Origin of the sequence: Paenibacillus sp. IHB B 3084 (assembly GCF_001447315.1) — a bacterium.
GTDB lineage: Bacteria > Bacillota > Bacilli > Paenibacillales > Paenibacillaceae > Paenibacillus.
Genome location: NZ_CP013203.1, coordinates 4,888,328 through 4,905,222 on the forward strand (window position 1 = coordinate 4,888,328; position 16,895 = coordinate 4,905,222).

General features: G+C 48.4%; 13 protein-coding genes and 3 pseudogenes. 13 read left to right on the forward strand and 3 right to left on the reverse strand.

All coding sequences use genetic code 11. The features are described from left to right. Nucleotides 1-41 precede the first annotated feature (41 nt). The 3 genes from ASL14_RS22860 (at nt 42) to ASL14_RS22870 (ending at nt 1,921) form a co-directional block, all read left to right on the forward strand. The gene (locus ASL14_RS22860) at nt 42-1,157 is read left to right on the forward strand and encodes an aminopeptidase (RefSeq protein ID WP_134913602.1); all 1,116 of its coding nucleotides are present in this window, start codon (nt 42-44) and stop codon (nt 1,155-1,157) included. Nucleotides 1,158-1,246: 89 nt separating this feature from the next. Continuing rightward, the gene (locus ASL14_RS22865) at nt 1,247-1,489 is read left to right on the forward strand and encodes an HPr family phosphocarrier protein (protein ID WP_134913604.1); all 243 of its coding nucleotides are present in this window, start codon (nt 1,247-1,249) and stop codon (nt 1,487-1,489) included. A gap of 141 nt (nt 1,490-1,630) precedes the next feature. Beyond that, nucleotides 1,631-1,921, forward strand: coding sequence for an Fpa/YlaN family protein (locus tag ASL14_RS22870; RefSeq protein ID WP_134913606.1), 291 nt, complete (start codon nt 1,631-1,633; stop codon nt 1,919-1,921). A 299-nt stretch (nt 1,922-2,220) separates the two neighbouring features. Here ASL14_RS22870 and cax read toward each other — a convergent pair. Continuing rightward, nucleotides 2,221-3,290, reverse strand: a pseudogene (cax, locus tag ASL14_RS22875) (calcium/proton exchanger). A gap of 192 nt (nt 3,291-3,482) precedes the next feature. On the opposite strand from cax, the gene ASL14_RS22880 reads away from it, so the two are divergent. Further along, nucleotides 3,483-3,848, forward strand: coding sequence for an Asp23/Gls24 family envelope stress response protein (locus ASL14_RS22880; protein WP_013310912.1), 366 nt, complete (start codon nt 3,483-3,485; stop codon nt 3,846-3,848). 222 nt (nt 3,849-4,070) lie between these two features. Here ASL14_RS22880 and ftsW read toward each other — a convergent pair. Then, nucleotides 4,071-5,329 (reverse strand): annotated as a pseudogene (gene ftsW, locus ASL14_RS22885) (putative lipid II flippase FtsW). 253 nt (nt 5,330-5,582) lie between these two features. On the opposite strand from ftsW, the gene ASL14_RS22890 reads away from it, so the two are divergent. From ASL14_RS22890 to ASL14_RS22930, 9 genes and pseudogenes are all read left to right on the forward strand, one after another. Further along, nucleotides 5,583-6,788, forward strand: coding sequence for a M20 metallopeptidase family protein (locus ASL14_RS22890; protein WP_134913608.1), 1,206 nt, complete (start codon nt 5,583-5,585; stop codon nt 6,786-6,788). Nucleotides 6,789-6,878: 90 nt separating this feature from the next. After that, nucleotides 6,879-7,307, forward strand: a complete 429-nt coding sequence (locus ASL14_RS22895; RefSeq protein ID WP_134913611.1) for a CBS domain-containing protein — start codon at nt 6,879-6,881, stop codon at nt 7,305-7,307. A 151-nt stretch (nt 7,308-7,458) separates the two neighbouring features. After that, nucleotides 7,459-9,282, forward strand: a complete 1,824-nt coding sequence (locus ASL14_RS22900; RefSeq protein WP_134913613.1) for a DNA repair helicase XPB — start codon at nt 7,459-7,461, stop codon at nt 9,280-9,282. 7 nt (nt 9,283-9,289) lie between these two features. Next, complete coding sequence (locus ASL14_RS22905; RefSeq protein ID WP_134913615.1) at nt 9,290-11,368, forward strand: helicase-associated domain-containing protein; 2,079 nt, start codon at nt 9,290-9,292, stop codon at nt 11,366-11,368. Nucleotides 11,369-11,474: 106 nt separating this feature from the next. Then, nucleotides 11,475-11,915 carry a YlbF/YmcA family competence regulator gene (locus ASL14_RS22910; protein WP_044648891.1) on the forward strand — a complete coding sequence of 147 codons (441 nt, stop codon included), beginning with the start codon at nt 11,475-11,477 and terminating at the stop codon, nt 11,913-11,915. Nucleotides 11,916-11,955: 40 nt separating this feature from the next. Next, nucleotides 11,956-12,216: a YlbG family protein gene (locus tag ASL14_RS22915; protein ID WP_014282311.1), complete on the forward strand. Its 261-nt coding sequence runs from the start codon at nt 11,956-11,958 to the stop codon at nt 12,214-12,216. A gap of 230 nt (nt 12,217-12,446) precedes the next feature. Next, nucleotides 12,447-12,883: pseudogene (locus ASL14_RS22920) on the forward strand (hypothetical protein). A 192-nt stretch (nt 12,884-13,075) separates the two neighbouring features. Then, nucleotides 13,076-14,032: a selenium metabolism-associated LysR family transcriptional regulator gene (locus tag ASL14_RS22925; RefSeq protein ID WP_134913617.1), complete on the forward strand. Its 957-nt coding sequence runs from the start codon at nt 13,076-13,078 to the stop codon at nt 14,030-14,032. Continuing rightward, nucleotides 14,032-14,901, forward strand: a complete 870-nt coding sequence (locus ASL14_RS22930) for a PHP domain-containing protein (RefSeq protein WP_134913619.1) — start codon at nt 14,032-14,034, stop codon at nt 14,899-14,901. Before ASL14_RS22925 ends, ASL14_RS22930 begins: the two co-directional genes overlap by 1 nt. Nucleotides 14,902-15,074: 173 nt before the next feature. On the opposite strand, the gene ASL14_RS22935 is transcribed toward ASL14_RS22930, so the two are convergent. After that, on the reverse strand, nt 15,075-16,820 hold the full coding sequence (locus tag ASL14_RS22935) for an Rqc2 family fibronectin-binding protein (protein WP_134913621.1): 1,746 nt from the start codon (nt 16,818-16,820) through the stop codon (nt 15,075-15,077). Nucleotides 16,821-16,895: the final 75 nt, after the last annotated feature.

Genomic DNA, 16,895 nt, shown 5'->3' on the forward strand with positions numbered 1-16,895 from the left:
CGTTGTTCAAAAAGAATGTAACAGAGAAGGAGAGACATTAAATGAAAGATCCCAGAATACTTAAACTGGCAGAAAATCTGGTAGGTTACTCTGTTGAGGTACAGCCGGGTGAGAACGTGCTGGTTGAAATGATTGGTACAGAGCGTGACCTGCTTAACGCCATTATTCATGAGGTAGGCAAAAAAGGCGGCAACGTTTTCGTTCAGCTTACTGATCGTAAGGTACAGAGCACCATGCTACGTCATGCGACAAAGGAAATGGTGCAAACCTGGGCTGAAATAGACCTCAACCGGATGAAACAAATGCATTGCTACATCGGGATTCGCGCTGGTGAAAATGTCAATGATCTGTCAGACGTGCCGGAAGACAAGATGAAATTGTATAATTCGATTTATCAGCATGCGGTACATAGCGAGCAGCGGGTAAAGCATACGAAATGGGTAGTGCTGCGTTATCCGAATGACAGCATGGCGCAATTGGCGAATACGAGCACAGAGGCGTTCGAAGATTTTTATTTCAATGTGTGCAATCTGGATTACGCGAAAATGGATAAGGCGCAGGATGCGCTGGCTGACCTGATGAACCGGACAGATAAGGTTCGGATTAGCGGACCGGGCACAGATCTGAATTTCTCTATTAAGCAAATTGGCGCCATCAAATGCTCCGGTCAATGCAATATTCCAGATGGCGAAGTATATAGCGCCCCTGTTCGAGATTCCGTTAATGGAACTATTAGCTATAATGCACAAACGCTGTACAACGGTATCACCTTTGAAAATGTAAAATTCCGCTTTGAGAATGGTAAAATTGTAGAAGCAACGAGTAATGATACGAAGCGGTTAAACGATATTTTGGATTCCGATGAGGGAGCACGCTATATTGGCGAGTTTGCAATTGGGTTCAATCCGTATATTTTGCATCCGATGAAGGATATTCTGTTTGACGAAAAAATCGCAGGCAGCTTGCATTTCACGCCGGGTCAAGCTTATGAAACAGCAGATAACGGTAACCGTTCTTCGATCCATTGGGATTTGGTCTTGATTCAGCGTCCGGAATACGGTGGTGGTGAAATTTATTTTGACGATGTTCTGATCCGCAAGGATGGCATTTTTGTACTGCCTGAGCTGGAGCCGTTAAATCCCGAGAACTTGAAATAACGATATCTATCCTTGCTGAGAAAGCGATTTCAATGTATTATAATGGGTGAGTAATGATACATGATAATCCAGTAAAGCGAGGGATCTCTATGTCTAATAATAACGCGGCGGTTGTTGAAATTGCACAGACAGCGAGCAAGTTTACTTCTTCCATCGTCCTTCATTCCGAAAATAAGTATATTGACGTGAAAAGTATACTTGGCTTGTTTACGACATTAGTCAGCAGCCACAGCTATGAGCTGCACGTTCATGGACCTGACGCGGAGGAAGCCAAGAAAGCGATCACTGAAGTGTTCCAGAAGCACGGGCTACACATATCGGTAGCCTCCTGACTATATTCTTGGATCAAAAGCATCCCTACCTGTAACTGTAGGGATGCTTTTTTTGTCAGGTTCTTGTATTAGCCTGCAATTTGGTCTAATATTAAGGTTAGAACGTCTTGTGCGACATTGAGAGATAGGGGGGAAGAATCCATGACTTCATCTGATTTGCAGGAACAATTGAATATTAAGGCTATTAATCTGCTTCAAGATGACGCAGATAAAATAAAGAAGCTTATTGAAGTACAGATGGAGAATCTGGCAACCCGTTATTGCCCTCTCTATGAGGAAGTGCTGGATACTCAGATGTACGGATTTTCCAAGGAAGTGGATTTCGCGGTTCGCGCCGGCCTTCTTCCGGAAATGGTAGGTAAACAGCTGGTCAGTGAGCTGGAACGCAATCTGGCTATTCTATATGAGGCCATGAACAATAAGGCCAATTAGAAAGACGGTTTCATTGATGAGAGCATGCGGAGTTCGAGAGCATGCTTTTTTTGATGCCTTTACATATGAAATGGAACGAGTCGACCTATCTTTTATAATGTTCTTTCAGGGGATAACAGCAGCGTAGCGGTTCATTTGAATCTGGAGAAGCGTAAGCGTTCACCTTTGCCCTTGAATTTTAACCGTTTAAGGAGTTATATCATCTTAAAAAAACCAAGGGCAACAGTGATCAGAAGCTCAAATGAAACGTGAAGCGGTCACTACCATCCTAATGAACATTTTAAAACCTTGAAAGCTGTTTACACGAGGAAGAAAGATACACCTAACAGAACATACACAACCAGCAGCATCAATCCCTCATACCAGTTGGTTGAGCCGTCCTGAGTAATGGATTTGGCGATAAATACAGAGACAGCAATGGCGACCAGCTCAATCGTAGTAAAAACGATATTCATTGTATTTCCCATGAAGTAGCTGACAAAAATCAACACAGGTGCAACGAATAACGCAATTTGCAGGCTGCTGCCGACTGCGATTTCGACAGATGCGCCGATTTTGTTTTTCATCGCCAGCAAAATGGCTGCGCTGTGCTCAGCCGCATTACCGATAATGGCAACGAGGAATGCACCCACGAACAATTCGCTGAGTCCGAACTGGGTCGTGAATACCTCCAGTGTTCCGACAAGCCATTCGCTGACAAAGGCGACCATGACGGTAGCGATTACCAGGTAGCTAATGGATTTGTTTCTGGACCACACAGGAGCATGCTCATGCGGTAATTCTTCGTCCTTTTGTTCAGTCACGTCAGATAAGTAGTCTTTGTGCGTAATCATCGAAAAATAAGCCACGCAATATAAGCCACAATCAGTGTGCCCGCGACAATCAGACTGAGCGTATCCGATTCACTATCCGTAATGACATGTGTATTTAGAAATACAGCCGGAACGAACAGGGCAATGACCGCCACAATCATCAACGAACCGCTTAAACCAGCCAGCGATACATTAAAGTTTTGCACTTTGTATTTCAATCCGCCAGCGAACAGGCTTGCTCCAAGCACCAGCAGCAGATTGCCGATGATTGAGCCGGTCAGACTCGCCTTCACCATATCGTAAAGACCTTCTTTGACGAGAAAGATGGCGATGATCAGTTCGGCTGCGTTGCCAAAGGTGGCATTCAAAAATCCGCCCAGACGTTGGCCTGCATAATGTGCTACGCTTTCGGTGGCTCTGCCGAGAAACCCGGCTACGAACACGACAGAGATTGCGCAAATGACGAATTGGGCGATCGCGTTCCAATGTGTGTAATGTGCAACTGCGCTAAGGACAAAGGTTGCGATAAGCAAGCTGGGAGATAACCATTTTTTCAATGAAGTGCACCTCGATATCAAAGGATATGTACAAGTTTGGTGAATGCTGTCACTTGTATGGATTTTCTAAAATAATATACCTAAATTGATATAGGTTGTAAACGGAAGTTATTTTTCATACGCAAGGTTTGCAATTGCAGTGGCTGAGGCTTTACAATACAAATAAAGGATGGATGAAGGGGGACATAGGTCATGGCAGAGCAAATTCAACAACTGGAAGCAGGAAACATCAAGATTTCCAACGATGTCGTAGGTAAAATTGCGGGGATGGCCGCACTGGAGACGCCCGGTATTGCTGCAATGTCAGGCGGCTTATCCGAAGGCTGGGCCAAAAGGCTGAGTGGTAAAAATGTGCAAAAAGGCGTATCAGTGGAGGTTGGACAGTTGGAAGCTGCCATTGATCTTCGCATTATTGTGCTCTACGAAACACCGATTCATGAGGTGTCCCGAATTCTTCAGCAAAATGTGCGGGAAGCTGTCGAAAGCATGACAGGTCTGCGGGTTGTGGAAGTGAACGTAAAAGTAGAGGGTGTCGCTTTCAAGGACGACGCGGTGTAAAAAAGACGTGGTGGGTACATCGACGTTTTTCGCCAGTTTTATACATGCAGGGGATTTCCCCGCGAAGATATGAATGAGAACACAAAAACTGGCGATTTTTAGAAACGCCAGTTTTTGTTTGTAGATAAGCTGCAGCCTATTCCGCCAGATTGAATACATGTATATACATATACAAAAGAACTTCCAAAACCACCATTATCGGTGATCTGGGAAGTTCTTTTTTTAGCGGGAACGGTTGGCTCTCCGGGTTTGAAAACGATTAGGGACTTCGGTCCGAACTGCTACTCCTGTAGTACGTTCCTGTACTGCCTGCTTGGTGTTTTCGCGGGAGATGCTAAGCATAATCCCCATGGAGAACATCGTAACAAGAAGGGACGATCCACCAAAACTGATAAAAGGAAGCGTGACCCCGGTGATCGGAATAGTCTGGGTTACACCGCCGATATTAATGAACGCCTGGATAGCGATCAGTCCCATAATACCTGTACCTACCAACGTCCCAAACGGATCATGACAACGCAAGGCGATGATCATCCCTCGCCAAATAAAATACAGATACAGCATCAGGAATATCGCTGTTCCAATGAATCCGAATTCTTCACCAATTACGGAAAAAATAAAGTCATTAAAAGAGTTAGGCAAGTAGTGAAGCTTGATAATGCCCTTACCAAATCCTGACCCACTTAGTCCGCCTTCTCCTATAGCTTGCAAGGATTGTACGAGATTATATCCAGTCCCCAGTTTATCTTCCGTAGGATTGAGAAAGGCCTGAAAACGTCCGATTTATAATCTTGCTTGGCTGTGGCTTGTCCATCTGTTGTTCCGGAATTTCCTCCAAACAACGAGCCTACACCAAAAACGAGGGCAGCGCCCAGTAAGAGCAGACCAATCGAAGCCGTAATATGCTTGACGCTGGCTCCCCCGGCATAAATAATCAGGCCACTGGTGGCTACCAGAATGAAGCAAGAGCCAAAATCCGGTTGAAGCATAATGAGTCCTGCAACAAAGCCTACAATGACGGTCACGGGTATGTAGCCGGTTCGTAAATCTCTAAAGCGATCCCCTTTTTTGACAATCAGCGCGGATAAGTACAGGATAATGGATATTTTCGCAAGCTCGGTTGGCTGGAAACCAATACTACCAAATCTGAGCCAGCTTTTTGCGCCGTTGAGAGAGCCTGTAAAAAGAACGATGACTAGCAGTAAAATGGTGATAAAAAACAAGGGCACAAAGAGCTTTTTATATTTTTCCATCCTAATATTCATAGCTACGAACATGATGAAAAGTCCTAGTATAGCAAACGCAGCTTGACGCTTCACAAAATATAAAGAGTCAAAATTGTAATCTTTATTCAGCAGAGCTACGCTGGAGCTGGCGCTAAATACCATGATTACACCGAATCCAACCAGCAACAAGGTGAGGATCAGCAATTGGAAATCCGGTGTGCCTCTTCTTCGAGTCTCCGGCTTCGTATTTCTCATATCAGCTTCCCCGGTATTCGCCGCAAGTGTATGCCTCGCAGGCGTTTATCATTATTATTTTATCGTTTATCCGTTTAATCATAGTATGTTTGGAGGGCTTCTGCAACCTCTATACAGCAACGGATATCGCAATAATTCCATATCTGCTACAATAGAATACAAAATAAGGTTTGAGAGCAGTGGCACATACGTTGTGAATCTGCAAGATTTATCGGGAAGCTGCCCGGTGTTTTAAAAGGAGAGGTGGAGCAATATGACACAACATGCGACAGATAAGAGCTGGTTTGACCAGCTACAGAACGATATGGTGGAGTGGCGCAGATATTTACATAAAAATCCCGAAATCTCTTTTCAGGAAAGCAAAACCGCAGCCTTTGTAGCGGACAAGTTGGAAAACTGGGGGATTGAGGTTCGCCGTCACGTAGGAGGGCATGGTGTTGTCGGTACCATTCGTGGTTCCAAGCCCGGCCCTGTTGTGATGCTACGCGCTGATATGGATGCTCTCCCCATTCAGGATGAAAAAGAGTGCGAATATCGTTCCAGCGTAGACGGAGCCATGCACGCATGTGGACATGACGGGCATACGTCCGTTTTGCTCGGAACGGCTTACTATTTTAGTCTGCATCGGGATGAGCTGGAAGGAGAAATACGGTTGTTGTTCCAGCCTGCGGAGGAATTGTTGCCTGGCGGCGCGGTCAATGTGCTGAAGGATGGTGTGCTGGAAGGTGTGGACGTTATCTATGGCATCCATCTATGGACACCGTTCCCGGTCGGAACGGCTGCGAGTTGCGCAGGGCCGTTGATGGCGGCGGCGGACGATTTTTATATTGAAATTACGGGCAAGGGTGGTCATGGCGGTATGCCTCAGTCCACCCATGATAGTGTGGTAGCGGGCTCAGCTCTTGTTATGCAGCTGCAAAGCATCGTGAGCCGTTCAGTGGACCCTTTGCGGCCTGCTGTGCTGACGGTGGGAACAATTCAAGGGGGAGCTGCGCAAAATGTGATTGCGGAAACATGCCGCCTGAGTGGGACGATCCGTACGTTTGACGAGGAAACCCGGACGGTGATGAAGGATCGACTGCATGCGGTTACGGAGCTTACAGCGGCAACTTACGGAACAACAGCCAATATCCGCTATATTATGGGATACCCGCCTGTTGTAAATGATGCGCAAGAAGCTTTGCGTTTCTTTAAGGAAGCAGGACCTGTTTTTGGAGAGGGAAAAGTTCAGGAAGCGTCGAAGCTGATGCCTGCCGAAGATTTTGCTTATTATTTGGAACGTGTGCCGGGCTGCTTTATGTTCGTGGGAGCGGGTAATCCTGCTAAGGGAGCCGTTTATCCGCATCACCATCCTAAGTTTGATTTTGACGAGGACGCGATGATTAAGGCGGTTCGTTTGTTTATTGCGATGTCTACCGGATATGCTGCGGAGCGAAAAACAGAAAATTCCAGCCGCTAACAGCTAACGTGAGCTGAATCTGGATGAGCTGATTCGGCGTATGAGCAGAATGAAATGGGGTACCCTACTCTTGAAAAGGAGGGAGTACCCATGAAAAAGGTTCAGGAAGTTATGACTGAAAAATGTGTAACGGTTACCCCGCAAGACAATATTTATGAAATTGCGCTCAAAATGAAGGATAACGACACCGGTTTTATCCCGGTTGTGGAGAGCGAAGGCAGTGACAAGCTTATTGGTGTGGTAACAGACCGTGACCTAGTCGTTCGCGGTTATGCGGGCAAGCATTCCGGCTCTAGTTCGGTCGACGCAGTGATGACGACAGGTATCCGTACAGCTCAAGCCGACATGTCGGTGGATCAAGCAGCCGAGCTGATGGCGGAGCAGCAAATCCGTCGTCTGCCCGTAACGGAAGGGGATCGTTTGATCGGGATTGTTTCGATTGGCGATCTGGCCGTACGTCATATTTTTGCAGACAACGCTGGAGAGGCGCTTAGCCATATTTCCGAACAGGTTCACTAGGTAAAAAAGCAAGGATAGACCTGGATGACAAGGAGTTCAACCCGTATACGGGTTGGACTTCTTGCTATTCCGATTGATCTGCGAATAAACGGATAAACTGTTTGTTAAATGGATTTTAAGATGATGCGTTATAGATTGACGGGAGGTAATTATGAATCCGGATCACCCTTGTATTGTACAACGCGATTTTACCGTTTTGCTGGAAATCGGACTGCCCGCTTCGGAGCATGCACGTTCACAGTTGCAGGTCTATGCGGAGCTGGTTAAAAGCCCGTCCGCTTTTCATACATATCATATCACTCCATTGTCTCTGTGGAATGCGGCTGCCCTTGGGTGGAGTGCCGCGGATGTTCAAAATAGTCTACATTCCATGTCCCGTTGGGATATTCCCCGTGATTTGCTAAAGGATATTGAACAGCTCGTTTCCCGTTACGGGACGTTGACGCTGTCACGGGCGAGAGCAGAAAAAGAGGGGCGTTGCAGCACGGATACTGCTGATCTGAACAGTATAGAGAAAGATGTAACTATAGGCATGGAGACGGATACAACTCACAGGGGTGCAGCGGTCGACCGCTTGATACTAACGGCGGACAGTCCGGCTTTACTGGATGAACTGCTGCTCAAACAGGATCTGGAGCAGCTTGGTTTGCTTCGTGACAGTGAAGTGACCGTGTCGGTTCCGCCAGAAAATCGGGGATTGCTCAAACAGGAACTGACCCGTCTTGGTTTTCCGGTCATGGATACAGCAGGCTATCTTGAGGGGAATCAGCTTCATTTTTCTCTGGGTCAGGGACAAACGGAGCTGAAGCTTCGTGATTATCAAATGGAGGCGGCTGATGCGTTTGAGGGGGCTGACGGCCAGGGTGGTAGCGGTGTGCTGGTGCTTCCATGCGGAGCAGGAAAAACCGTGATCGGTATGGCGGTGATGGAACGGCTTCAGTGCGAGGTGCTTATTTTAACCTCCAATACCACATCTGTTCGGCAATGGATTGAGGAATTGAAGCTAAAGACGGATATTCCTGCCGATTCCATTGGGGAATACAGTGGTCAGAAAAAGGAAGTGCGTCCGATTACGGCGGCGACCTATCAGATTTTGACGCACCGCCGTACCAAAGATGGGGAATTTGAGCATATGAAGCTGCTGAGCGAGCGCAAATGGGGGCTGATAGTATATGATGAGGTGCATTTGCTGCCCGCGCCGGTATTTCGAGCAACGGCGGATATTCAGGCTACCCGCCGTTTGGGCTTAACCGCGACGCTGGTTCGGGAGGACGGGTGTGAGCGGGATGTGTTCTCCTTGATCGGACCGAAGCGGTACGACATGCCATGGAAAGAGCTGGAGCGACAGGGCTGGATCGCTCAGGTCGATTGTGTGGAGCTGCGGCTCCCCATGTCGGCTGCGCTTCTGGAGCGCAGTATGCGTGCTGAAGGCAGGCAGCAGTACCGGATCGCCGCCGAAAATCCGGCCAAGCTGGAAGCGGTTCGCAGCCTTATGCAGCAGCACAAGGGCTTGCCCACACTTATTATCGGGCAATATTTGGATCAATTGCGCACATTGGCCCAGGAGCTGAACGTGCCGTTGATAACCGGGTCAATGAGCCAGACAGAACGAGTGCGGTGGTTCGATGCATTCCGCAATGGTACGATTCGGACCCTGCTGGTGTCCAAGGTGGCTAACTTTGCTGTGGATTTGCCGGATGCGGCCGTGGCTATTGAGGTATCGGGCAGCTTCGGTTCCCGTCAGGAGGAGGCACAGCGGCTTGGCCGCATTTTGCGACCCAAGACTGGTGAAAATAAGGCTTATTTTTATGCGCTGGTGACGGAGAACAGCAAGGAGACGGATTTTGCAGCCCGCCGTCAACTGTTTTTGATTGAGCAGGGCTATGAATATGCGATTTGCAGATTTAGCTCGGGGGAGGTTATCGGGAACCTGGATGATGAGGCTGAAGCTGGCGGAAAGAAAAAGGAGGCGTGATCAAAAAATGGGCGTAACGAACACGGAAGGCGGCTGGAAGGAGCTTGCATCGGATGAGCTGTTAGTGCTACGTCGATGTTTTATCCGGCACGCGGGACAGCCCATAAAGGAAGAAGAGCCATTACGGCTTACCAGGGGAGCGCTGAGCGGAGCCGAAACGAAGTTGGCACTGCACGGACTGCGCGATCGGGGCTGGCTGGAAGCGATTACCAAATCGTGGGGCGAACGAATGTTATATATTCCGGTTCATCGGTTGCCGGATCTGTACGAGATGCTGTTGGAGCAAAGTCAAAGTACGATGAAAGTGATGGATTCGGATCAACTGGTGACGGTACATGAAGCGATGACGGGACTGGAAGCGGAGCTGTTGCATGCGTTATCACGTATTGCAGTGCAAGGAGTTCCTTTGACAGCGAAAGGGACCATTCATAAACGGTCGCTGCAAAAGCTAAATGAGCTGACCCCCTTTCATCCGGAAGATTTGACTGGACTTGGGCTACAATATGCGCACGCCGAGCTGTATCCGGTGCAAACGGTGGTGATGATGGACTTGCTGCTCAGCTTGGGTCTGCTGGTGAAGGAAGCTGCTTCTTTTCATGTTCAGGAAGCCGGGCTGGCAGCGTGGGTTCGCTTGTCCGCTTGGCAAATGCGCAAGCATATTCTTGTCACGCTCATGGAAAGGTACGGCAAGGCCGAAGCGTCTATACAGCATTTTCGTTATATGCTGTGTGTGGCCTCCACTCACGCGGGATCAGAAGGCTGGATTCATATCGGGCCGTTACTCCAATGGATGACTCAGAGGGGACTGATTTCGCAGGAGAGTCTGAGTGGAGGGAACCGGAAAAGTGGTGATTCTCTGGAATTTTCTGTTATACATGCAAGCCCCGTGAGGATTGAGGACAACACGGTATCTAATTTCAACCTTAACGGACAATACATGGATATGGTTAGGGGCTGGGTGACAGCGCTGACTGCCTTTGGAATGGGTGATTGGGGTCTGACCGCGTCGGGAGAACTGTGTTTTCGCTGGAACGTGCCAGCGCTGGATATGCTTCGTTCCAATGATGAGAAGGGTGCGATTCAGGAGCAAGGTACCTTTTATGTACAGCCGGATTTTGAAATATTGGTACCGCCGGATGTAGCTTATGATGTGCGCTGGAAGCTGGAATGCTTCTGTGAACGTGTGACGGGGGACCGTATGGTAATATATCGGATCACCCGGGAAAGTGTTACAGAGGCCATCGAGCTGGGGATGGAGGCCGAAGCCATTCCTGCACTTCTGGACAAGTATAGCCGGACAGGCGTGCCTGATCATGTACGCGTGGCGATGGAGCAGTGGGCAGGGGATGTGGGACGGACAGCGTTTGCGACGGTAACACTTCTGCGCTGCGGTACCCGAGAAGACGCAGACACTGTTGCACGTCACCCCGGGCTAGCTGGTTTGCTTGAACAGATCGGCGAAAAGGACTTTATCATTCCGGCACGTTTGGCTGCCAAAATCCGCAAGACGCTTGCTACGATTGGGCTAAGTCCACGACGGGAGCCGGAGGGGGGAGACGAGCTGGTTCACCGTTATCCGCTGGTTGCGGGAACGGAGGGGATTTGTCCGGATAGCTCCGACAGTACATTCAGGGCGGAAGATACAGAAACGACGAATGGCGAAACGGCTGGCACAATGGTGGCGGACTCGAATCAGGAATGGCCGATGTTTTCACAAGAGGGAAGGGCTGGCTTGGTTTACACGGGCCGAACGTTACATTTTTATGAACGGGAGCATACGCTACCCGACCCAGCCGATTATTTTCCAGAGAAATCGGCAGTACCTGCGTCATGGACGAAGGAATGGAGAAGCTACCATGCATCCACTGCCCGGCAGCTTATGGAACAGGCAATTCGCTGGCAAGCGGCGGTAGGACTGCGAATCGGTGAAAAAGAAGTCAAATGGATACCGGAAGCGGTGGTTGCCGGTGAACCGTGGAGTGTGACTGGCTGGTATGCTACCGGAATGGACGGTGAAACGTTGCCCCGCACGACTTTACAGCCGGGGGAATGGTCGGATATGCGCCTGCTGGTTCCTTTTACATAGAAGAGCCAGGATGTGCATGAAACTCCTTCTTCTCAAAAGAAGGATGTGGTATGATAAATGAGTCTACTTTACCAGTAGAACTTTATATAAAGTGAGATGAACATTCATGAGCGTAGCCGAATTGAACACGGTCAATATGGCAGAAGTGCTTATTAACGCCTATGAATTGGGCGATATGGTCAACCGGTCCTTTGAGGTATCGGATTATTTATATTGGAAACAGCGTGTGGAATTGAATCCGTCGATTCTGGCGTGTGTACGCAAGCTGGATGCCAAAAAGGAGCTGTTCGCGGAAACGGAACGTTTTGGGCATTTTCACCCAAACTTTCATGAAGCGAAGGATGCAGTGCAGGCCGTCGAACTGGAGCTTGAACAATTTCAGGAGGTTCAAGAGTTCAAACGGGCAGAAAGGGCGTTGGATGATATGCTCCATGCTATGTCCGAAACGATTGCTTATTCTGTGTCCGACACTATTAAGGTGCCGAGTAATGATCCGAATGTGAAAAAGGGTGGCTGCGGTAGCGGAGGCAAGTGCTCCTGCGGATAGGCCATAGGGGATGATATCGAATGGAGGGGAGATGAAGCGAATGTTTGCCGAGCGGACAGGGTACATCATTTGGGTGAGCGATATCAAGGCTGCCCGCAATTTGGAGAAATACGGAAATGTCCACTATATTTCGAGGCGTATGCATTATGTTGTCATTTACATGAATGCAGATCGGGCAGAGGATACCGTTAAAAATATTCGCAGGCTTTCCTATGTGCGCAAGGTCGAACGCTCCTTCCGAAATGAGATCAGGACGGAGTATAACGACGATAAGGAAAAATTAAAAGAGTATGAAATATAATCTTTAAATGGTGTGAATTTCAAGTTTTCTTAAAAAAGTCGGCCCTTGGGCTGGCTTTTTTTTATAAAGTCAGGACTTTTGCATAATAGTCTTAATGCTGATAGACCTAAAATTATCTTTAAAAATTAGTGATAAACTTCAATTTTGTAACTTGTAGTCCCGGGTCTATTGAGGTAACATATGAATATATTGGTAGATATAAAGACCTATCTGGTGGGGAGAGTGATCCCGTGCGTGACAAGGCAATGCAGCGATGGAGTACATACGAGCCGTTCTACGTAGAGATGGGCGACAAGAAGGTCGCCGATATTGTGATTACAAATCATGCGAAAACACGCTACTTAGACCGTATAGAACAGAAACAGTCCGAAACGAATCATATCGCCGCCTGGCTTTGGGAATGTCTAAAGCAAAACAGGATGGAGTCCTATTATCACAATGAAGAGGATGTATATTTAATTGATGGTGACCTGGTGGTCGTAGCCGAGTTTGGTGAGTTGCCTGGCGAAATGGATATTGCGGGGAACCCGCTCCACAAAATGATTGTCATTACCTTTTGGGTCGGATGTCAGAGACCATTGAACTGCGGGATTTGAAGTCATACTATTCCTGGTTGCGCCATTCGCGGCGTATGACACTGATGAAAAGCACGCGCAAGCGGAAATAGACGTTGATTTGGCGGAAGGCATATCGTCAAGTATTTTATCTAGCAGAAGTATGCAGGAATCAACTGCATACTTTTTTATTGTATAGTATCTATAATAAAAAGCCCCTAATTTCAGTATGTTTTCTTGGAAATTCTTCGACAGACGTTTTCTTATGTTAAAATAAGAACATCAGAGGGGAGAGGACTGTCAGTATGAACTTTCATCAGCTACATATTTTTTATACGGTAGCGGAGCGAGGGAGCTTCTCAGCAGCGGCGCAAGCGCTGCATATGACGCAACCTGCCGTGACGATGCAAATTCAGTCTTTGGAAGATTATTTTGGTACGAAGCTGCTGCATCGGTCCACCAAAAAAATCGAGCTGTCGGAGGCAGGAGCGACACTGCTACCTTTTGCGAAAAAAAGCATGCAGCTTATCCGCGAAGCTGATGAGGCGATGTCTGCTTTTACTCACATGCTGGAGGGAAGATTACATATTGGGGCAAGTCTTACGATTGGCGAGTATATTGTGCCGAGAATGCTGGGGCCGTTTGGTCAGGAGTATCCTCATATACGCATGGCGATGAATGTAATGAATACGACTCAAATTATGGATGATATTTTAAAGCATCAGTTGAATTTGGGGCTAATTGAGGCGCCGATTCAGCACCCGGATATCGTGGTGGAGCCTGTGATGCAGGATGAACTGAAGCTGATTGTTCCTTCGGGACATGCACTGGCGAAGGCCAAAAAGGTAGTTCTGGAGGATGTGTTTAAGCATCCTTTTGTAGCAAGAGAAAAGGGGTCAGGTACAAGGCAAGTGATAGAGGACGAGCTGAAAAGCCGCGGTGTTGATGCGTCTCGGCTTACCATCGTTATGGAGATGGGCAGCACTGGAGCGGTCAAATCGGCAGTCGAGGCTGGATTAGGCATTACGATGCTATCGCCTTCTTCGGTGAAGCATGAGGTTGCACTCGGATTGCTTAAAATTGTAAATATTTCAGATATCTCCTTCAAACGTGAGTTTTATGCCATCCATCTGAAATCAGCACTGCTGCCGATTCCGGTGGTAACCTTTCTGTCATTCTTGCGTCGTCATGATCAGGGAACGGATGTGTCCGGGGATACGGTGAACGAGCTTGCAGAGATGAAAGAGGAGGAGAATGCGTAATGGAGGAGCATACGAATTCGGGACGATACGATTTGCACACTCACACTCAGGCATCTGATGGAATGCAGCCACCAGCGGACAATGTGCGTTGGGCCAAGGAAAAAGGACTGGCAGGGGTTGCAATTACGGATCACGATACGGTAGCTGGGCTGGAGGAAGCTCTTGAGGAAGGACAGCGATTGGGCATTACAGTGGTGCCGGGGGTGGAAATTAGCACACGGGCAGGCGGTAAGGATATTCATATACTCGGTTATTTTATGGATTACCGTAATGAAGTTTTTTTGGAACGGTTGGAAAAGCTACGTCAGGCGAGGGATGCCCGCAATGATCTGATTTTGGGTCGGCTGCGTAGCCTGGGTGTGGAAATCACACTCGATGAGGTGGTAGCTACGATGGGCAGACCGCTGGCGCCGGATGAAAGCATTGGACGTCCGCATATGGCGGATACGCTGGTACAAAAAGGCTATGCTAAGGATATGAGGGATGCGTTTGACCGTTATTTGGCAGAGGGAGCGCCCGGTTATGTGTCTGTGCCCCGAGTGGAGCCTGCGGAGGCCATAAGCTGGATTCGGGAAGCAGGAGGAGTACCTGTGGTGGCTCACCCTGGGTTGTATGGCAATGATGAGCTGGTTCGCTCCATTGTAGAGGAGGCCAAGCCTGCGGGCCTGGAGGTGCGACATTCAGACCATAATGAAGCGGCTGAGAGTCGATACGCCGCAATGGCGGCACATTACGGGATGATCCCGACTGGTGGCTCGGATTTTCATGGTGCGCGCCAAGGCGTCATTTTTCACGGTGATCTAGGCAGCCGCAGTGTGGAGAGTCAGGTTGTGGAGGAATTGAGAAAGGCTGCTGCTAGACAAAAGTAAGTACACATATTGGCTAACACAAATAGCCCCTTGTTTTGTGCCTGCACACATGAAGTGTGGTTTGCACAAGATAAGGGGCTTTCGGTCGATTCAAGGGCCTTGTCCGCTATGCTTGTGTTTCGCGGTGGGCGTTCTTGAATGAATGCTTGTTTATAAGATTATGCTGGTGAGGCTTAGCCGTTTTTGATGCGGTTCGGCAGCTTTTTGACCAGATCCTCATCGGGTGTGATAAAGAGCGTACGCTGATGATCATAGATGACAAAGCCTGGCTTGGCTCCGCTAGGCTTGCGCACATACCGGATCAAGGTGGCGTCTACGGGTACGCTGCTGGACTGTTTGGCCTGGCTGAAATAGGCAGCGAGCTGAGCAGCTTCCTCCAGCGTTGCATCTCCGAATTGCTCGGCGCGAATAACGACGTGTGACCCCGGAATATCCTTTGTATGCAGCCACGTGTCATTAGGCCCGGCCAGTCGGTTCGTCACATATTCGTTCTGCAAGTTGTTTTTGCCGACCAGCAGCTCGATGCCTTCGGATGACGTATATACGTGTAAGGTTGGTCGGTCAGTTTTCTTCTTTTTCTTCCCTTTTTTGACCCGGTCTCGGAGATAGCCTTGCTGAACCAGTTCTTCACGTATTTCCTCGATATCGTTCATGGAGGCATGAGCCAGTTGCTGTAGGAGATTGTCCATATACCGAATTTCTTCGTGTGTTTTCTCCAGTTGTTCATCAATGACAGCCAGGCTGTTTTTATATTTATTGTACTTTTTGAAGTAACGTTGAGCATTATCCGATGGGCCCAGCAACGGGTCCAGCGGGATGGTCATCGGACGCTGTTCTTCATCATAAAAGTTGGTGAGCGTCACTTCCTTGTCGCCCTTCTTCACTTCATGCAGCGAAGCGAACAGCAGCTCTCCATAAATGCGAAATTGATCGGCATCCTCTGCCTCAGCTAAATCCTGATGCAGATGGTCGAGTTTTTTTACATTTTTGCTCCGTTCGTTTTGCAGGAAACGCAGCAGGTCGCTTACCTTTTGCTTGACTGTATCCCGTTCTGCTTTTTCACCGAAAAAGTCCTCCATACACTCACTGATCGTAGTGTATTCCTTGCGCTCTCCTTCAATCAACGTGAGCGGAATGGCTGAAAATATCACTTTTTCCTGTGCGTTCAGACCAGATACCGGCTGAAAACGATGATTCCGCACGTCATCCATGATGTGGCTGAATGTATTCCATAGCGGACGATACTCGCCAGCAGGTGATTCATTGGAAACTCGGGTCAGCATCTCCTCGGCAATAAGGGGACTCAGGCCAGTAAAGGTGTTCACGATCCAGCGTTTGGGAGCTTCTTCGGCTTCGATAGCTGTCTGATATGAGGATGCAAAAGCTATTTCTTCTGTTTCCAGCGGATTCAGCTTATTTTGTTCAGGAGGCTCCGTGTATTGAAAGCCGGGCATGATGACCCGATAGCTGCTGATGGACGGTGTGACATGATGGATGCCGTCCAGCATAACGCCTGTTTCCGGGTCAAGCAAAATAATGTTGCTGTGTCTGCCCATCAGTTCAATGATAATCCGCTTGAGTGAAATATCCCCCAGCTCATCGCGCTGACGCACATCCATGTGAATAATACGTTCCATACCTACCTGAGTAATTTTCTCGATGATACCACCTTCGCAGTGCTTGCGAAGCAGCATACAGAACATAGGGGCCTCCGTCGGATTGAGAAAGCTTTGTTCTGTAAAATGTACACGCGGGAATGTCGGGTTGGCCGACAGCAACAGCTTAACGCTCCCGCCTTGAGCCCGCAGATTTAGTAAGATATCGTGATCGTTCGGCTGATGTATTTTATTGATGCGCCCGCCTCGAATGCTTTGCAGCTCGTGTACGATAGCGCGGGTTACGATTCCGTCCAATGCCATAATGTCTGTTCTCCTTTGAAGCAAATATTTTTGCCTTCCTTCTATGATACATAACTTTGGGACAAAACTTAAGCG

What these genes read in the sequence shown, in the direction of transcription:
- ASL14_RS22860 (WP_134913602.1), top strand. Translation starts at nt 42, where the DNA reads ATGAAAGATCCCAGAATACTTAAACTGGCAGAAAATCTGGTAGGTTAC.
- ASL14_RS22865 (WP_134913604.1), top strand. Translation starts at nt 1,247, where the DNA reads ATGTCTAATAATAACGCGGCGGTTGTTGAAATTGCACAGACAGCGAGC.
- ASL14_RS22870 (WP_134913606.1), top strand. Translation starts at nt 1,631, where the DNA reads ATGACTTCATCTGATTTGCAGGAACAATTGAATATTAAGGCTATTAAT.
- ASL14_RS22880 (WP_013310912.1), top strand. Translation starts at nt 3,483, where the DNA reads ATGGCAGAGCAAATTCAACAACTGGAAGCAGGAAACATCAAGATTTCC.
- ASL14_RS22890 (WP_134913608.1), top strand. Translation starts at nt 5,583, where the DNA reads ATGACACAACATGCGACAGATAAGAGCTGGTTTGACCAGCTACAGAAC.
- ASL14_RS22895 (WP_134913611.1), top strand. Translation starts at nt 6,879, where the DNA reads ATGAAAAAGGTTCAGGAAGTTATGACTGAAAAATGTGTAACGGTTACC.
- ASL14_RS22900 (WP_134913613.1), top strand. Translation starts at nt 7,459, where the DNA reads ATGAATCCGGATCACCCTTGTATTGTACAACGCGATTTTACCGTTTTG.
- ASL14_RS22905 (WP_134913615.1), top strand. Translation starts at nt 9,290, where the DNA reads ATGGGCGTAACGAACACGGAAGGCGGCTGGAAGGAGCTTGCATCGGAT.
- ASL14_RS22910 (WP_044648891.1), top strand. Translation starts at nt 11,475, where the DNA reads ATGAGCGTAGCCGAATTGAACACGGTCAATATGGCAGAAGTGCTTATT.
- ASL14_RS22915 (WP_014282311.1), top strand. Translation starts at nt 11,956, where the DNA reads ATGTTTGCCGAGCGGACAGGGTACATCATTTGGGTGAGCGATATCAAG.
- ASL14_RS22925 (WP_134913617.1), top strand. Translation starts at nt 13,076, where the DNA reads ATGAACTTTCATCAGCTACATATTTTTTATACGGTAGCGGAGCGAGGG.
- ASL14_RS22930 (WP_134913619.1), top strand. Translation starts at nt 14,032, where the DNA reads ATGGAGGAGCATACGAATTCGGGACGATACGATTTGCACACTCACACT.
- ASL14_RS22935 (WP_134913621.1), bottom strand. Translation starts at nt 16,820, where the DNA reads ATGGCATTGGACGGAATCGTAACCCGCGCTATCGTACACGAGCTGCAA.